The organism is Arenibacter sp. ARW7G5Y1, from assembly GCF_003201775.1.
GTDB lineage: Bacteria > Bacteroidota > Bacteroidia > Flavobacteriales > Flavobacteriaceae > Arenibacter.
In genome coordinates this window covers 230,801-246,751 of record NZ_QJJZ01000003.1, presented here as the reverse complement: position 1 = coordinate 246,751, position 15,951 = coordinate 230,801, and the positions used below count along the sequence as shown (strand labels likewise).

Here is a 15,951-nt window from a genome sequence, read left to right as displayed (position 1 = left end):
ATGAACGAATACAAAGAAAAAATTCTGAAAATTTGTAATGAGTCCAACAAGGCTACCCTAATGGAAACCTTGAAGATAGAATACATAGATGTGGGAGAGAATTATTTGGTGGCGAAAATGCCAGTTACTTCCCAGGTTCATCAACCAGACGGAGTATTACACGGTGGGGCAACGGTAGCCTTGGCCGAAAGTGTAGGAAGTATGGCTTCCCATATATTTTTGGATACCAAAGAATTTTTTGTTCGTGGATTGGAAATTTCGGCCAATCATGTCAAGAGTATCAAGGAAGGTGATGTTTACGCCAGGGCAGAGGTGGTACATAAAGGACGTACTACACAAATCTGGGATATCAAAGTAACGGATAAAGACGGTAAGCTAATTTCGATCTGCAAACTTACCACCATTGCCTTATCAAAAAAATAGTATGTCCCTAGGTTTTTTGGATCAAATAAAAGAACAGTATCGTAAAGGTCTGCCATTTGTGGCTTATAGGAAACCCAATGAGGGTGATGTAAAGGTAATTTTTCAAAATGACACTGAGATACATTATGTAACCGACTATACCGAGTGCGGTTTTGTTTTTGCTCCCTTTGATGGGGACAGACCTGCGGTGTTAATTAGAAAAGACAAGGCTATTGCCGAAGCCTTTGGGGCGGTTCCAAAACATTCCGGAAATCCTTTACCAAAAACTATTGACCAGGACGCCGATAAGGATATTTATCTTAAACTAATAGAACGGGCGATCAGTAGTATCGATTCGGGAAATATAAGAAAGGTGGTCCTTTCCAGAAGTATAGAGGTGCAAACCTCCAAGACCTCCTTTGTTATGTTCAACGAATTGCTGACCCAATACCCAAAAGCTTTCTGCTATATTTGGTTCCACCCAAGGGTTGGTCTGTGGTTGGGAGCCACCCCCGAGATATTTCTTGAAACCGAAAACAATAAATTTAGAACCATGTCTTTGGCCGGCACCCAACTGCACAGGATAGGCAAGGAACCTATTTGGCAAGAAAAGGAACTGGAGGAGCAGCAGATGGTGACCCAGTTCATCCGTAGTTCACTGGAAGATAAGGCTACCCCTCTAAAGGTATCGGAGACAAGTTCATTTAAAGCGGGGAATCTTTGGCACCTAAAAACATCCGTGACCGGGAACTTAAATAATTCGCGGCTTGAAGAAATAATAGAGGCCCTACATCCAACACCTGCCGTTTGTGGGCTACCCAAGAAAGCGGCCAAAGAATTTATATTGGACAATGAGAACTATGATCGACAATTTTATACCGGTTTTTTGGGGGAGTTGAATTTCAAGGAAGATATCAGCAGACCGTCAACAAGAAGAAATCAGGAAAATATGGCTTACAGGACCATAAAGAACAAGACCTCTTTATTCGTGAATTTAAGATGTATGCAAGTATTGGGAAATAAGGTTAAAATTTATGTTGGTGGCGGCTTAACGAGCAGGTCCGTACCTGAAAAAGAATGGCAGGAGACCAAGGACAAAAGTAACACCATGTTAAATATAGTTTTAAAATAAACCAAAAAGCAACAATGTATTGGTTTTAGAAAAACCTGAGTTGTAATTTTGCAATAATGAAATATTCCAGTATTCCCACAGCACAGTCCCTTGTCCATCACTGCAAGGCACGCGGTGTTAAAAACATAATCATTTCCCCGGGATCAAGAAATGCCCCCTTGACCATAAGTTTTTCGGAAGACCCTTTTTTTACTTGTTACAGTATTGTTGACGAGCGTTGTGCTGCGTTTTTTGCCCTGGGCATAGCACAACAACTAAAACGGCCTACTGCGATCCTGTGCACTTCCGGAAGCGCCTTGCTCAATTATTATCCTGCCATTGCGGAAGCTTTCTATAGCGATATACCCATTATTGTTATTTCTGCGGACAGGCCATCCTATAAAGTTGATATTGGGGACGGACAAACCATAAGACAGAACAATGTGTTTGAAAATCATATTGGGTATTCGGCAAACCTCAAGCAGGATGTCTGCCATGCTACCCATAAAGTACGGAAATATGACCCTGTTCAATTGGCGGGCCATACCGTTGAGCAATCCCAGGCCCTGGTTCAAAAATACAATGATAAGATTCTCAACAAGGCTTTAAACATAGCCATTGCCAATAATACTCCGGTACATGTAAATATTCCGTTCGAAGAGCCTTTATATGATACAGTGGATGAATCCCCAATTTTGCCACAAATTGATTTGTTGGAGGTCCAGGCTAAAAATGGCCAGGAAGAATGGAAGGAATATATTGATCGCTGGCAAAACGCTTCACGGAAAATGGTTTTGGTAGGGGTAAATGCGCCTAACGAAGTTGAAAAAATCTATTTGGATATGCTGGCAAAAGACCCAACGGTTGTGGTACTTACAGAATGCACCTCCAATATATTCCACCCCAACTTTTTCCCCAATATAGACAGTATCATAGCTCCCATTGAGAAATCCGCCAACAAGGACGAATTGTTCCAAATGCTCCGTCCCGAAATTGTCCTAACCTTTGGAGGACTGATTGTCTCGAAAAAAATAAAAGCCTTTTTAAGGGATTATTCCCCGCTTATGCATTGGCACGTAAATCCCAAAAAAGCGTATAATACCTTTTTTTGTCTAAATAAACATTTTAAAACAAGTCCCAATGAACTATTTAAAAACCTTTTAACAGACACCTCGGCCAAGGAAGGCTCCTATTACGAGTATTGGGCGAAAAGGAGGGATCGTTACAGGGTAAAAAGAAAACAGTACTTACTGGAAATACCATTTTCGGACATGTGGGTGTTCCACAAGGCCTTGGGAAGCATTCCGAAAAACTACCAGCTACAATTGTCCAACAGTTCTACGGTGAGATATGCCCAATTATTCGATTTGGAGCCCTCTATCCGTGTTTACTGTAATCGAGGTACCAGCGGTATAGACGGGAGTACTTCAACGGCCGTAGGAGCTTCAATTTACGAGCAAAATCCAACCTTGTTGATTACAGGCGATTTAAGTTTTATATACGACAGCAATGGTTTATGGAATAATTATATTAAGCCAAGTTTTAGGATAATTGTCATTAACAATAATGGTGGTGGCATTTTTAGGATCCTGCCCGGTAAAGAGGAAACCGACAATTTTAACACCTTTTTCGAGACAACCCATACGCTTAAGTTACAATCCCTGGCCAAAATGTATGGCTTTAAATTTGAATCTGTTTCCAATAAAACCGACTTAAACAAGGCCTTGAAGAACTTTTATAACGAATCAGGAAAACCCAAAATCCTGGAAATAAAAACGCCAAGATTATTGAATGACAATATTTTGCTTAGTTATTTTGATTTCATATCTTAGAAGGATATTAATCTAATCATTAAGAATATTTAATATTATGAGCAAAAGAGATGAATTGATCGAAAAATATGCGGCAGACATCAAGGACAAATTTGGTGAAACACCTAATATGGATTTACTGACGAAGGTGACGATAGGATTAGGACCTTCCATATATAACATGGATGCATCAAAAGTGTCCGGGTCGGATGATAAAGAATTGCAAACGGTTAAAAATAATTTCCTGATTAAAAAACTTGGACTAAAAGATAGCCCTCAATTAATGGATGCCATCAAATCTGTGACAGATAAATACGGTAGTTCCGTGAAGAGTAAGCATAGGGCAGTAGTTTATTACATGTTGGCCAAGCACTTTAAAAAGGAGTCCGTCTATAAATAATGGTACCCGCTGTATATAATATTTGAGCCGCCTTTAAAAAGAGCGGCTTTTTTTTATTGAGATTTATTTTAAACGTATTTTTGCCGAATGATAGCACTTGGGAAATATAATAATTTAGAAATACTTAGGGATACCACAGTGGGTCTCTTTTTGGGCGATGACGAGGGTAATGATGTTCTATTGCCCAATAAATATGTTCCAGAGGAATTTGAGATCGGAGACCGCATTGAAGTATTTTGTTATCTAGACCACGAAGAACGAATTGTGGCTACCACATTGGTTCCTTATGTGACGGTTGATCAGTTTCAATTGTTACAGGTTGCCGAAGTAAACGAATACGGTGCATTTATGGACTGGGGGTTGGAAAAACATTTGTTGGTGCCATTTAGGGAACAGCGCAATAAAATGCAGGAAGGCCAATGGTACGTTGTTTACTGCTATTTGGATGAAAAAACAGATAGATTGGTAGCTTCCAACAAACTGGATAAATTTTTATCCAATGACGACTTAACAGTGAATGCATTGGACGAGGTAGATCTGGTAGTTACAAGGCTGACCGATTTGGGCTGGGAAGTAATCATCAACCATAAGCACAAAGGATTGGTCTACTCCAATGAAATTTTCAAAAAAGTGGCCGTCGGGGACAAGATAAAGGGGTATGTTAAAAATATTAGACCGGACAACAAAATTGATGTCAGCCTGCAGCCTATAGGTTATAAAAGTTTAGAGCCGGCAGCCAACCTAATCTATGACAAACTTGTTTCCAATGGTGGGGTATTAAATTTACACGACAAGTCGGACCCGGAGGATATCAAAAGAATTTTGCAGATGAGCAAGAAGACTTTTAAAAAGGGGATAGGGGCTTTGTACAAGGAAAGAAAGATAGAGATTAAGCCAGATAGTATAAACTTGCTATAAGCAACTAGCTTTAAATAGCAATCTTTAATTAAATGGTGTCCAATTATTTATGGATTTTCGTTTTAATTATTTGTCGTTTTGCAACAAAAACCATTACTTTTACAACAACCAAGTTTAAAAAGTTATATAGTCGATTTATTTTTACTAATTTTAGAACTCATCCCCTAAACAATTTATACTATGCCATTCATTGAGGAAAGTGATTTATTGGAATTGCATAAAGACATAGACAAGGCCCAAATTATTAATGAGCGTCTATTGGATCAGATAAAATACAAGAACAAGGAATTAAAGCGCAGTAAGATACAACGAAATCTATTCGGTAGTATTACCGTGCTTTTTTTAATTGGTACTCTGGCCATTTTCTCGTACAATGCCGGATTTATTAGGTCCTCCAATTATGAAAGTAGAAATAATATGGGGAATAACCTTTTGGTGTCCATAGATAGTTTGGAGGTCATAAAAGCAAGAATAGACAATCTTAAGGAGCAGAACGAAGAACTTAGTTTGGTGAAGGAGTTTTATTTGGCCAAAAAGTTTTTGGATAAAGAAAAAATTTATTCCGTACAGGTTAAATCCTTTGTGGACAACAACATAACCCTTGCGTCCGAATCACTTAACAATACAATATTTGTTAAAACCAATCCCTTCTATTCTTACTCCCTTGGAAATTTCGAAACTTTGGAAGAAGCCAGGTCATTCAGGTTCCAATTGGTAAAAATGGGTTTTGAGGATGCATTCGTTGCCTCTTACAAAGAAGGAAAGCGTTTAGAAATAGAAGACCCATATTAAATTGCCAAAAATAAGAGCATGGATAGGTGCGGCCCGATTGAGGACACTTCCTCTTTCGTTGTCAGGAATTATTGTAGGCACGGCACTTGCAAGTATGTACAGCCAATTTAGTTGGGATATTTTTGTCTTGGCTTTATTAACCACTGTCGGATTCCAGATTACTTCAAATTTTGCCAATGATTATGGCGATGGCGTTAAAGGTACCGATAATGAAAACAGAGTAGGGCCCAAGCGTGCACTTCAAAGCGGACAATTGTCCCGGAACGAGCTTAAAATGGGTATTATTATATCTATTGTTATATGTGCCCTTTTAACGATAGCCCTTTTATATATTGCATTTGGTACTAAATACCTACTTTTCACGGTAATTTTTGGAGCTCTAGGTGTATTTAGTATATGGGCCGCCATAAAATACACAGTTGGATCATCGGCCTATGGATATAAGGGACTGGGGGACGTTTTCGTATTTCTTTTTTTTGGTCTACTAGGGGTTATGGGTTCAATGTTTCTTTACACCAAAACTCTTTATGCAATGTCCATTTTTCCGGCAGTAGCTATAGGCCTATTGAGTACGGGAGTCCTTAATCTTAACAATTTAAGGGACTATGAGTCGGATAAGAATTCCAATAAAAACACAATAGTCGTGAAAATGGGTATTAAAAATGGCAAGATATACCATGTTTTCCTAATCGTATTCAGTTTTATAAGCATCTTGGCCTTTACCATAATTCATTACGAGAATTGGAAAAATGCCATCCATTTATTAGCTTTTGTACCTATATTTATGCATCTTAACAAAATGTGGAAACTTAAGAATACGGTTCTACTGGATCCCGAATTAAAAAAGCTGGCATTGAGCACTTTTTTATTGTCGATTCTGTTTTATTTTAGTTTTAATAATTTTTCGTAATTTTGAGATAATAACCAATCAAAAAAATGCACTTTGGAACAACCAATTAGAATTCTTATTGTAGAGGACAACGTAATAATTGCAGATGATATGCAATCTATGTTGGAAGAGATTGGATACGAAATCGTGGACAATGTAATTGTTTACGAACAGGCTGTTGAAGTCTTAAAAAATAAGGAAGTTGACCTGGTTTTAATCGACATTATCTTGGCGTCCGATAAAACAGGAATTGATTTGGGCAAGCATATCAGGGAGAACTACAATATCCCCTTTATATTTGTTACTTCAAATTCCGATAGGGCCACTGTTGAAAATGCAAAGACTGTGAAACCCAATGGCTATTTGGTTAAGCCATTTGAGCAGCAGGATTTATATACTTCCATCGAAATTGCGCTCTCCAACTTTACTTCGGTCAAGAACAATGGGGCATCGGAAAATCAGGAAGAAGAAGATGATAAACTTATGTCCAATAAGGTATTAAAGGATTCCATCTTCGTTAAAAAACAACATTTGTACTATCGAATCCAATTTGGGGATATACAATTTATTAAAGCAGATAATGTTTATTTGGAAGTAAATACTGTAGATAAAAAGTTTTTGGTTAGATCCCCGCTGAAGGATTACTTGGAGAAACTACCACAGCAAAAATTCTATAGGGCACATAAATCCTATATTGTCAACGTAGACCATATTGATGCCATCAACTCCAAGGATATATTGATTAACAATACCCTGATTCCTATTTCCAAGGAATTCAAAGAGTTTATTATCTCAGCAATGAATTCGTAATAAATAATCTTCTAAAAGAGTATAAAGGTGCCTAAGGGCATCTTTTTTTAATTATAGGGCTTTGATCTGGGCCTATACTTTCCTTGTGGTTCAACTAGCTACACCACTGCCAAAGATAGTCTACGGGATACTTCAATAAACCAGGCAAATGTTAAGAACAACCTCTATAATTAAGAGTAACTATTTAATCATTCCAGTTGTTTCCCTTTAGATCAGTTGCGCAGAATTTTCCATTTCCCTCAATTTGGACAAGGCCTCGGATTTTGAATTTACATTTAATTTTACATAAATATTCTGAATATGAAAATTAACGGTGCTCGGCGTAACATATAAATTCTCCGCAATAGTCTTATAGGTAGCTCCCTGACATAAATAGTCAATAATCTGATTTTCCCTTTCGGAAAATGATGCCTGGGTTTTTCTTTGAAACATAGATATTATTTTCTTGGCAATATCGTTGCTCATGGTTGCACCTTCATACTTTATTGCATTAAGGGCATGGTACAGATTATCTATGCCAACAGGTTTGGATAGATAACCGTTCGCCATATTTTTAAAAGCTCTTTTTACGATCTCAAAATCATTTTTGATCACTTATCATAATAATTTTTACTTCAGGATCTTTTTTCCGAAAATGTCCAATACCTTCAATACCGCAACCATCGGGCATAGCCACTTCCGAAGCAATAATATCGGGCAGAACATTGTCGTAATCCAATAACGCTTCCTGTACCGAAACATATATTCCAGCAAGGGTATATTCCTTATAAGTTTTAAAGTAGTATTTGTAGGCATCATGTAAAGACAGATCATCGTCTATAACCATAATTTTTAGGAGATTGGATTTCATATTAAAGGAGGTTTGGGGATTTTTTTTATTTTATTGTTAGTAAACTACCTCGAGGCAAGCCCGCGAGGCATTCGTAGGAGACGAACTCTAATTTTCGAGACAAGCCTCGGGGTATTATACCCTTTGGCGGTGCCAATAAAACTCAAGCGCAATACTTGAATTCAATATTAAAAGAAACTCTTGGTGCCTATTAGGGATACGCTATTATTCCTTTCTTTACTTAATGGGGTAGATTGAATTTTCATGTTTTGGTGATTTGGGGTGTTACTATTATTTCTATTTGTATTCGTATTTGGTAGCAAAAAACACACTGATAAATTTCGTATTAAGACCGTAGGTAAATCGCATACAATTGTGGTTTGTCTTGAACTATCAAATTTTAAAGCCTAAAGTTATGTTAATAAAAGTTAAATATAAGTATAAAAATTAGAACCGGCATAAATAACCGATGTATTTTCCTACAAAATTAATTTATAAGGTTAATTATGAATTATTCATAAAAATTAGCCAATTTAAATGTATTATTACAACCTCAATTGCTTGCAACTTGGAAGCAATTCAATAGGATAAGTAGGTCATATTGAAGGACATAGGAACACGAAAGTTATCCAAATAGCCGAGCCATGACAAGGGTAGGGAGGGAGTACATTTAAAAACAAATAGTGGTCAAAAATTCTTCCAGAATTTGAAAACCTTTGTTTGTATGAACAATACTAACATTACAGCCCTTCCTATTGGATATTTACAATACAGAGCGTTCGGCCGGCTATTCCCCGTCTTCGAATAAAGTCTCGGCCGTTGCCGTGTTATTATTGACTTTCATAATCCACTTTTCACTGAAATACTTACCATCCAAGTCTGTGGTATAGGCCATTTCCGCCTCGTTCTTCTGGTTGTAATCTGCCAAATACACATAGTATAGACCATTTTCCTTATTAAAAAATTGTTTGGCGTCAATTCCCTTGTGTTTAAGGTCGCTTATAAAGGAATCCACGTTTTCCTTATTCTTGTAAACGTTGGCTATCAAATAATAACCTGTCTTTACACCAGCTATGCCAGATTGCTGCTCCATCCTTATAGGCAACTTGGTGTAATCTTTTTTCTCCGCATTATTAATTTTATATATCGTTTTTTCTTGTATATCGGCTACAGCGGTTTCGTATTCTTCACTATTTAATTTCTGAAGGTCGGTTTTCATGTTCTGCCTTATTTCGTCTTTCAGTATACGTACCAACATATCGAACCTTTTATCAATCTCCCTTTTGTTGGCAGATTCCAACGAGTCTTGTCGTAATATAAGTCCGTCCAATATTAACCGATTTTCATAGGCAAGGGTGTTTTGACAGGCATCATTTTTCTCTGTTTTATCAACATTATCGGCATTGGCAGTATTAACAGTAAGGTTTATTACATGATCTTTGGAGTCGTCATTATTTGCATATTGCTTTTTAAGTAGCTCTTTTAAAAGCAAGTGATTCTGGTACGCCAATGTGCTTTGACATTCGCAATTACTAGTGCTACCACTGTCATTGCCGGAGCCTAATCTTAACATTTGATTCCCAGAACCCTCGTTAACGGTATAATCATCTTCTGTCGTTTCTGAATATGGTCGATCACTTAATTTTATGTCCTGATCCCTTCTCCGTATTTCAGCTTTCAGTTTTTTAATCTCTTTTTGGTAATTTTTTACAACGGGGTCCGATTTTCTTTTTTTGGATGAGGTTGGTTTTCTATAGGTTGAATTTACTATAGGCCTTCTAGTTTCGGGGAAATCATTTTTAAATGTGTAGGCCAAGGATAATTCGTGGTTCCAGCCAAGGCTGGCCCCATATTTTAAAAAATTCTTTTCAAATACGTATCCCAAGGTCATCTTTTTACCAAGATTAAATCCCAATCCCACGGACAGGCCGTACCTATCATCCAGGGTCGACTGGACCCAGCCATAATCCGGCAAGTCCAACAATACCGATCCCGCTATAGAAAAATTCTCTTCTTCATCCCTATGGACCTGTACCAAAGGCATAATTCTGCCATTGGTAAACAATCCCCTTCTAGCGTCAAGTTCATGCGTATATTGCACCGATGCCTTCAGGGCATTTTCGCTAAAATCGGTGATAACGCTATTGGTCGTTTGATTATAACTGATAAGGTCTTGGGCATATAGTCCAAAATCCAACTGCCCCATGGAAAGTACCACCCCTGGCTGTAGGGCCAACCGCGTCTCGTTTCTGGCATCCAATATTTCCGGGTCGTTTTCCGAAGCAATAATCCTATTTTTATCGATCCCTGCATTGAGATAAGTGACATTGGTTCCGAAACTCAACTTACTGTTCCGACCCAATTGTACCGCAGTGGCATAATTGGCGTTTAACCCAAATTCCTGCATAACCCCCGAACGATTGGTATAGACACCTAGACCCATGGCGGTATTATCGTTCAATTTGTTGCCAAAACCCAGAAAATAATTTTGATTATTGTCATTAAAGGTGGCGTACTGATTTTGGTGTAGAATATTAACGTAGGATTTGTTCTCCCTTACCAATGAAAAGGCAGGATTTATTAAAAACCTGTTGTAGACCAATTGATTGTGGTAGGAGGTAGAGGAATTAAAATCGGAATTGGCCTCTTGACAAAATGCAGTAGCATTGCAGAGTGCAATGCAAAATAATATTAGGAGTAATACCTTCTTAAAAATGGCAACTCTGCAGTTCATCCAAGGGGGAAAATTTGTGTTATTCAGATCATAATTTATTTCTTATAATCATATAGTGCGTGTCTCTCGCTTAACTTGGATCATTCATTTCCTATTGACCTCCAACCTGGTCTGGGCTTTAAAAAGTTAGATTGAAATGGTCCAAAAAAATATAGAGGACCAAATTACAATATTGTAAGTAAATTCTTACTGTTAATTTATCATAGTATTGCTGCTTTTTAAATTATCCATTACTATAGCTATTTTTATATGGGAAAGACTTACTCCTCAAAAACAGTATTTGAATAATTAATTTGGGCCTTGTCATCAATACTTTCCAAGATATTGAATTGCCTTTTTTCCAATAGCCTGTCCTTTTTTTCTTTGGAATAGGTAAATGCCACCCTCTGAGGGGTACTTTTACTTTTACCTCTATTGGACATAACGTACCCCATTCCGTTGCTACCAGTTAGTAAAATTGAAAAGTCATCCTCAACACTATTAATATCGGTTCCCAAGTTAACGGAAGTCCCCACTTTCCTTTGATCAACCTGAACCATATACACATCCAATCCACCAAATCCTTTTCTTCCTTCCGATGCAAAGACCAAGGAAGACCCTCCCAATATTTTTGGATAAAGATCGTTGTCGTCCGTGTTCACTTTTTTGCCCAAATTCTTAGCTACACTAAAGGAACCGTCATTTTGTATGTCTGCCACGTAAATGTCATATTTACCAAAAGTACCGGGCATATTGGAGGCAAAAAACAATCTTTTTCCGTCTGGTGAAACAGTTGGATGGATGGCCGAATAATGCTTGGGTGCCAAGGCAACTTCTTTTATATTTTGCCATTTCCCGTCCACTTTATTCGCTTTGAATATTCTGTGTACCAATTCTTTTTTTGAAAAGACCCCATACAACGGCTTTGTATATACAGCCTTGCTGAAATATGCCGTATTGCCATCTTCGGTGACTGCAACGGGCGCATTATAGGCAAATTTAAATTTTTCCTGATCCCCCATATCGGATATCAACTCATTTTTTAAACCTAGATCTTCCATAGTCAATTCCCTGGACACCACAGTTTCTTGAGGATGTTGAAAATTGAAATCCCTATATTTACATACTTTTTCAGGTTTGGAATTATTTTCAACGAGGGTGCCGTTTATTTTATAGTCCCCTTTAATTTGGGCCAGCCAATCCTTATCTTCAGAGGTACTTTCCACCACTGTTGACCTAATTTTCTTTAGTGCAAATAGATATCGTTCATAGTAACCAGGCCTTGCAGTGGAACTTGTATTGATATCAATTAACTTTTTGTACCAAAATATGGCTTCCTCGTAATTTTCAGCCAAAAAATTGGCATTGCCCAGATCCTCGAATATTTCGTTTTCCTTGTATCCCAGTTTTAGAAGTTGCAGATATTTGCCTGCTCTTTGGCTGTTTTCGTACTCGTTGGACTTACTGTTGGTGGAAACCTTGGATTCTTGGGCGGACAACGAACAGAAGAATAACGTAATAATGCAGCCGATTATCCCTTTATAGCTATTGGGTAGGTTCATATTATTAGATATTGGGGTGTTAAACTAAACAAAGGTCTATCATTTTGTAGGAATTATTATTAGTAAAATTTCATAGGTTTTTGTTTTATTTTAATTTTTTAATCACCCTATAGGAATTTGGATGTTTGGCTTGCCCCTGTATACCGATCTTCAGTGTTGTTTTTATAAGAAAAAAAAGCTGCCCAAAAATGGCAGCTTATTTTTTTTTCAAGTCTCACTATTCAATTATTCCACCGCAACTTATCCTTCCCCCGGCGTCGCCTGTGGGTTGGGTAACAAAATCGTCCGCTCCTTGGTGTACTATCACAGCTTTACCCATTAGGTTTTTGGTATCGTCCGAGCAGCCCAAACACCATTCATCTGTAGAAAACTCAATAGTTGCATTGCCTTGCGCATCTGCCGTAAAGTTTCCAATATCTCCCCTGTGATAGCCTTTTGTGGAACCCCATTCGCCATGAGGAGAAAAGGTTGGGTTCCAATGCCCCCCCGTTGATTTTCCGTCAGCCGAAGAACAGTCCGCCTTTTCATGGATATGTACCGCGTGCTCCCCAGGGATTAGTCCGGACAAGCTAGCTTTCATGCTTACGGTTCCATTTTCTTCCGTAAAGCTTACCTCGCCTTTAACATTACTATCACTTTTTGGCTCCAAGGGAAATTTTAAGGTTTTAACCTCATTGTTTATTTCCTCGGCCATAGCTTCCACAGCTTCCATAGTTCCTTTGGTTTCCTTCTTTGCTTCCTTACAACTATAGGAACCCAGGAAAAGCAACACCACTGATAATATTTGAATATTTCTCATCTTTCATTTTTTTTAGGTTCTCTTAAAATTACCAATTTTGTGAAATGATGTCAAGCCTAAAAGGGATACGCGTTATTTTATAATGTAATAGCGTCAATAACAGCTTCAGATAAATTAAAAAGTCCCTGTATTTGAATGTATCAAATACAGGGACTTTCTACCAAATCCTTCTAATTTCAGGGAAAGGGGATCATTTGGACAATATTCCTTCCTGATAATTTAAAAACTATTTTTTTTGCATAAGGACATCGGCATGTACGGCCACTTCACTCCAAGTCTTACTTACCCCATCCTTACCTGTATGCAAAGCTTCACAAGCTTTGTTTATGGATGCCACCGCATTCAAGGCGTCCCAATTCTCCAAATCCATTACACCACTAAAGGAATGGCTGTTGTCTCCTGAAATTTCATGTTTCAAAGGAATATTGGCCGTTTTTCCGTTTAGGGTAACATCTATGGAACAGGTATCTTCCCCTGTAACTTTAAAGACCCCTGAAATAAGCTCTGTGTTATCCATAACACCAAAAAAGAATTCCAATATTTTTGGATCCCTGGTTCCCGTGGCGTCATTCGTAAACAAACTGCTTACGGGAATACTAAAGGTAGTACCGTTCAGGGCTTCCATTGCTGTATTGCCTTCCTTGGTATTTGTAATATTAATTTTGGTAAACTTGCCACCAACCGGCAATTTTTCGGTGGTCTTATAAGCCGTAAAGCCCACTTTGGTAGAATCTTTTACCAAGATAAATTTTTCGGAAGAGGCGGTATCCTGTTCCATGGCACCACCATCTTGACCTTTTTTGGCATCCTTACAGCTTATTCCCGTAATCAAAAGTAAACCTAAGCATGCAAAAGCGATTTTTTTCATGATATTTTATTTGAAATATTAGCTATAAAGTTAAGCATAAAAAAAATTGTCCAACAATTCTTTAAAATGAAATAATCATAAATTATTAAAGCCCTGCTATCTTATAAGGGTATATGGACAATTCTAACTGTTAATCAATGTGGTATTGATTTTTATTTCACTTTCCAAGGTTCTGTGAACCGGGCATTTATCTGCAATCTCCATAATTCGGGCAATTTGTTTTTCATCCAAACTACCTGTAAGTTTGATAGCTCTTTGAAATGTATCTATTTTTGCCACGCTTGAATCACAGTTCTGACAATCTGCTGCGTGTAATTTTTGATAGGAGGTATGTACTTCCACATTTTCCAAAGGCCATTTTTTTCTTTTGGCATACATCTGTATGGTCATTACCGTACAGGCCGACAGCCCGGCGGACACCAATTCATAGGGAGAGGGGCCAAAATTATTGCCCCCATATGAAACAGGCTCATCAGCGATGATATAATGGCTGCCGACTTTCATTTGGGTAGTAAATCCATCATCACTATCCAAACTGGCCACCACTTCTTTTTCCGTTTCCAAGGCTTTGGCCTCGGGCATCTCCAAATACCTTTTGGACCATTTTCCAATGATTTCCCCAGTATAGGTTGCATCTTTTGGGTTACCGAGCAAATGATCGGCCCCATCCAAGGAAACAAAGCTTTTCGGATGGCGAACGGCAACGTAAATCTCCTCTGCATTTTTTATCTCAACAACATTGTCCTGGGGCGAATGAAGAACCAAAATGGACTTTCTATTGTTCTTTAAAGTATTCTGGAAGGATTGTGATTTTAAATCTTCCAAAAACTGTTTTTTGATGGTAAAGCTTCTTCCTCCAATATTTACTTCGGCAGCTCCTTGATCCTTAATGGTTTCAATATCATTTTTAAAGATATGTTTTACATGTAAAGGATTGGATGGCGCTCCAATAGTTGCAATAGCTCGTATGGAAGATATTCTTTGCGCAGCAAGAATAACTGCAGCTCCCCCCAAGGAATGCCCAACAATCAAGGTCGGGGCCTTATAGTGCTCTTCCAAATATTTGGCCGCTTCCAATAAATCTTCCACATTTCCAGAAAAATTGGAATCTGAAAATTCCCCCTCGCTTTCCCCTAGACCCGTAAAATCGAACCGCAAGACCCCAAAACCATGAGAAGTCAGGGCCCTACTTATATTCCTTATGGCAGTAAAATTTTTATTACAGGTAAAACAATGGGCAAATAGCACAAAATTATGTGGATGTTGATTGGCAGGTAGGGATAAACGCCCAAACAGGGTTTCTCCCCGTACATTTTTGAAACTTACTTTTTGTTGGTTCATAACACTATTTTTTCTTCAATACACCCCTTAAGTCGGGATTATAGGTAATACCTATCTGGAGCCGATCATAATGTGCCTCTGAAAAATGATTTTTTAGGTAGCCTATCTGAAGGCTCAAATTTTCCGTCACATTTACTCCAAGAGCAGCGTATAGTCGGTTTTGACCAAATATATCATCTTGAAGGTTCAGGAAGATCTCATCGTAGAAATTAAGGAAAAAAGTATTGGTCAAGGGTAATGTCATTTGCAAACGATACCGCATCCTATGCTGTACATCGGTCCGATCCCCAAAATCCAAAAAACGTTGTTCCAAAGTATACCTATGTTCAAAGTTAAATTCCCAAACCTTATTTTTTAGGAAAAATCGTTCAAAAATACGGTGCTCCTTAGAATTTGTTTCTTCTGGGAATTCCTCAAAACTACCGTCCGTGACAATATATCCATACCCAAAAGTGGTCCATGTATTGGCATCAATATGATAGTTTATACCTGTTCTTAATAGTAATTGATTAAAATTTTTGGCCTGTTCGTAATAGCGGAGTTGCGCTTCCGTGTGGATACTTAATTTGTTGCTAATCTTATTGGTGCCAAAATACATATGCCAAGATCCCAATTTGTTTTCCCCATTTTCCTGTGCTTTCATTGTAAACGTTGAGATAAGCAATAGCAAGCCTAAAATTTTCTTCATAATGTTAAGATGTTTCCG

General features: G+C 38.0%; 16 protein-coding genes. 8 read left to right on the top strand and 8 right to left on the bottom strand.

Features of this window, described 5'->3' with window-relative positions:
- The 8 genes from C7972_RS06245 to C7972_RS06210 all read left to right on the top strand — a co-directional run bounded on the left by C7972_RS06245 (window position 1) and on the right by C7972_RS06210 (window position 7,133).
- Window positions 1–423 carry a PaaI family thioesterase gene (locus C7972_RS06245; protein WP_110355359.1) on the top strand — a complete coding sequence of 141 codons (423 nt, stop codon included), beginning with the start codon at window positions 1–3 and terminating at the stop codon, window positions 421–423.
- Window position 424: 1 nt separating this feature from the next.
- Window positions 425–1,534, top strand: coding sequence for a chorismate-binding protein (locus C7972_RS06240; RefSeq protein WP_110355358.1), 1,110 nt, complete (start codon window positions 425–427; stop codon window positions 1,532–1,534).
- A gap of 56 nt (window positions 1,535–1,590) precedes the next feature.
- Window positions 1,591–3,345 (top strand): 2-succinyl-5-enolpyruvyl-6-hydroxy-3-cyclohexene-1-carboxylic-acid synthase, encoded by a 1,755-nt coding sequence (gene menD, locus C7972_RS06235; RefSeq protein ID WP_110355357.1) that lies wholly within the window; start codon window positions 1,591–1,593, stop codon window positions 3,343–3,345.
- Window positions 3,346–3,382: 37 nt separating this feature from the next.
- A complete protein-coding gene (locus C7972_RS06230; protein ID WP_031444095.1) occupies window positions 3,383–3,724 on the top strand; it encodes a DUF2853 family protein in 342 nt (113 codons plus the stop codon).
- Between the two features lie 87 nt (window positions 3,725–3,811).
- Window positions 3,812–4,642, top strand: a complete 831-nt coding sequence (locus C7972_RS06225; protein ID WP_110355356.1) for a S1 RNA-binding domain-containing protein — start codon at window positions 3,812–3,814, stop codon at window positions 4,640–4,642.
- 180 nt (window positions 4,643–4,822) lie between these two features.
- The gene (locus C7972_RS06220; protein ID WP_110355355.1) at window positions 4,823–5,434 is read left to right on the top strand and encodes an SPOR domain-containing protein; all 612 of its coding nucleotides are present in this window, start codon (window positions 4,823–4,825) and stop codon (window positions 5,432–5,434) included.
- A 1-nt stretch (window position 5,435) separates the two neighbouring features.
- A complete protein-coding gene (gene menA / locus C7972_RS06215; protein WP_110355354.1) occupies window positions 5,436–6,344 on the top strand; it encodes a 1,4-dihydroxy-2-naphthoate octaprenyltransferase in 909 nt (302 codons plus the stop codon).
- 33 nt (window positions 6,345–6,377) lie between these two features.
- Complete coding sequence (locus tag C7972_RS06210) at window positions 6,378–7,133, top strand: LytTR family DNA-binding domain-containing protein (protein WP_110355353.1); 756 nt, start codon at window positions 6,378–6,380, stop codon at window positions 7,131–7,133.
- 207 nt (window positions 7,134–7,340) lie between these two features.
- Here the strand turns inward: C7972_RS06210 and C7972_RS24280 are convergent, their stop codons facing one another.
- The 8 genes from C7972_RS24280 to C7972_RS06175 form a co-directional block, all read right to left on the bottom strand.
- A complete protein-coding gene (locus C7972_RS24280; RefSeq protein WP_309148913.1) occupies window positions 7,341–7,727 on the bottom strand; it encodes a response regulator transcription factor in 387 nt (128 codons plus the stop codon).
- On the bottom strand, window positions 7,714–7,983 hold the full coding sequence (locus C7972_RS24275; protein ID WP_309148912.1) for a response regulator: 270 nt from the start codon (window positions 7,981–7,983) through the stop codon (window positions 7,714–7,716). Before C7972_RS24275 ends, C7972_RS24280 begins: the two co-directional genes overlap by 14 nt.
- A 766-nt stretch (window positions 7,984–8,749) precedes the next feature.
- A complete protein-coding gene (locus C7972_RS06200; protein ID WP_110355352.1) occupies window positions 8,750–10,696 on the bottom strand; it encodes a PorP/SprF family type IX secretion system membrane protein in 1,947 nt (648 codons plus the stop codon).
- Window positions 10,697–10,956: 260 nt separating this feature from the next.
- Window positions 10,957–12,237, bottom strand: a complete 1,281-nt coding sequence (locus C7972_RS06195; RefSeq protein ID WP_110355351.1) for a PD40 domain-containing protein — start codon at window positions 12,235–12,237, stop codon at window positions 10,957–10,959.
- A 217-nt stretch (window positions 12,238–12,454) separates the two neighbouring features.
- Window positions 12,455–13,036: a superoxide dismutase family protein gene (locus C7972_RS06190; protein ID WP_110355350.1), complete on the bottom strand. Its 582-nt coding sequence runs from the start codon at window positions 13,034–13,036 to the stop codon at window positions 12,455–12,457.
- 226 nt (window positions 13,037–13,262) lie between these two features.
- Window positions 13,263–13,904, bottom strand: a complete 642-nt coding sequence (locus C7972_RS06185) for a YceI family protein (RefSeq protein WP_110355349.1) — start codon at window positions 13,902–13,904, stop codon at window positions 13,263–13,265.
- A 123-nt stretch (window positions 13,905–14,027) separates the two neighbouring features.
- Window positions 14,028–15,245 carry a bifunctional alpha/beta hydrolase/OsmC family protein gene (locus C7972_RS06180; protein ID WP_110355348.1) on the bottom strand — a complete coding sequence of 406 codons (1,218 nt, stop codon included), beginning with the start codon at window positions 15,243–15,245 and terminating at the stop codon, window positions 14,028–14,030.
- A gap of 4 nt (window positions 15,246–15,249) precedes the next feature.
- Window positions 15,250–15,933: a DUF2490 domain-containing protein gene (locus tag C7972_RS06175; RefSeq protein WP_110355347.1), complete on the bottom strand. Its 684-nt coding sequence runs from the start codon at window positions 15,931–15,933 to the stop codon at window positions 15,250–15,252.
- Window positions 15,934–15,951 lie beyond the last annotated feature (18 nt).

Excerpts from the sequence above, each read along its gene's own strand:
- C7972_RS06245 (WP_110355359.1), top strand. The coding sequence starts at position 1 with ATGAACGAATACAAAGAAAAAATTCTGAAAATTTGTAATGAGTCCAAC.
- C7972_RS06240 (WP_110355358.1), top strand. The coding sequence starts at position 425 with ATGTCCCTAGGTTTTTTGGATCAAATAAAAGAACAGTATCGTAAAGGT.
- menD (WP_110355357.1), top strand. The coding sequence starts at position 1,591 with ATGAAATATTCCAGTATTCCCACAGCACAGTCCCTTGTCCATCACTGC.
- C7972_RS06230 (WP_031444095.1), top strand. The coding sequence starts at position 3,383 with ATGAGCAAAAGAGATGAATTGATCGAAAAATATGCGGCAGACATCAAG.
- C7972_RS06225 (WP_110355356.1), top strand. The coding sequence starts at position 3,812 with ATGATAGCACTTGGGAAATATAATAATTTAGAAATACTTAGGGATACC.
- C7972_RS06220 (WP_110355355.1), top strand. The coding sequence starts at position 4,823 with ATGCCATTCATTGAGGAAAGTGATTTATTGGAATTGCATAAAGACATA.
- C7972_RS24275 (WP_309148912.1), bottom strand. The coding sequence starts at position 7,983 with ATGAAATCCAATCTCCTAAAAATTATGGTTATAGACGATGATCTGTCT.
- C7972_RS06200 (WP_110355352.1), bottom strand. The coding sequence starts at position 10,696 with ATGAACTGCAGAGTTGCCATTTTTAAGAAGGTATTACTCCTAATATTA.
- C7972_RS06195 (WP_110355351.1), bottom strand. The coding sequence starts at position 12,237 with ATGAACCTACCCAATAGCTATAAAGGGATAATCGGCTGCATTATTACG.
- C7972_RS06190 (WP_110355350.1), bottom strand. The coding sequence starts at position 13,036 with ATGAGAAATATTCAAATATTATCAGTGGTGTTGCTTTTCCTGGGTTCC.
- C7972_RS06185 (WP_110355349.1), bottom strand. The coding sequence starts at position 13,904 with ATGAAAAAAATCGCTTTTGCATGCTTAGGTTTACTTTTGATTACGGGA.
- C7972_RS06180 (WP_110355348.1), bottom strand. The coding sequence starts at position 15,245 with ATGAACCAACAAAAAGTAAGTTTCAAAAATGTACGGGGAGAAACCCTG.
- C7972_RS06175 (WP_110355347.1), bottom strand. The coding sequence starts at position 15,933 with ATGAAGAAAATTTTAGGCTTGCTATTGCTTATCTCAACGTTTACAATG.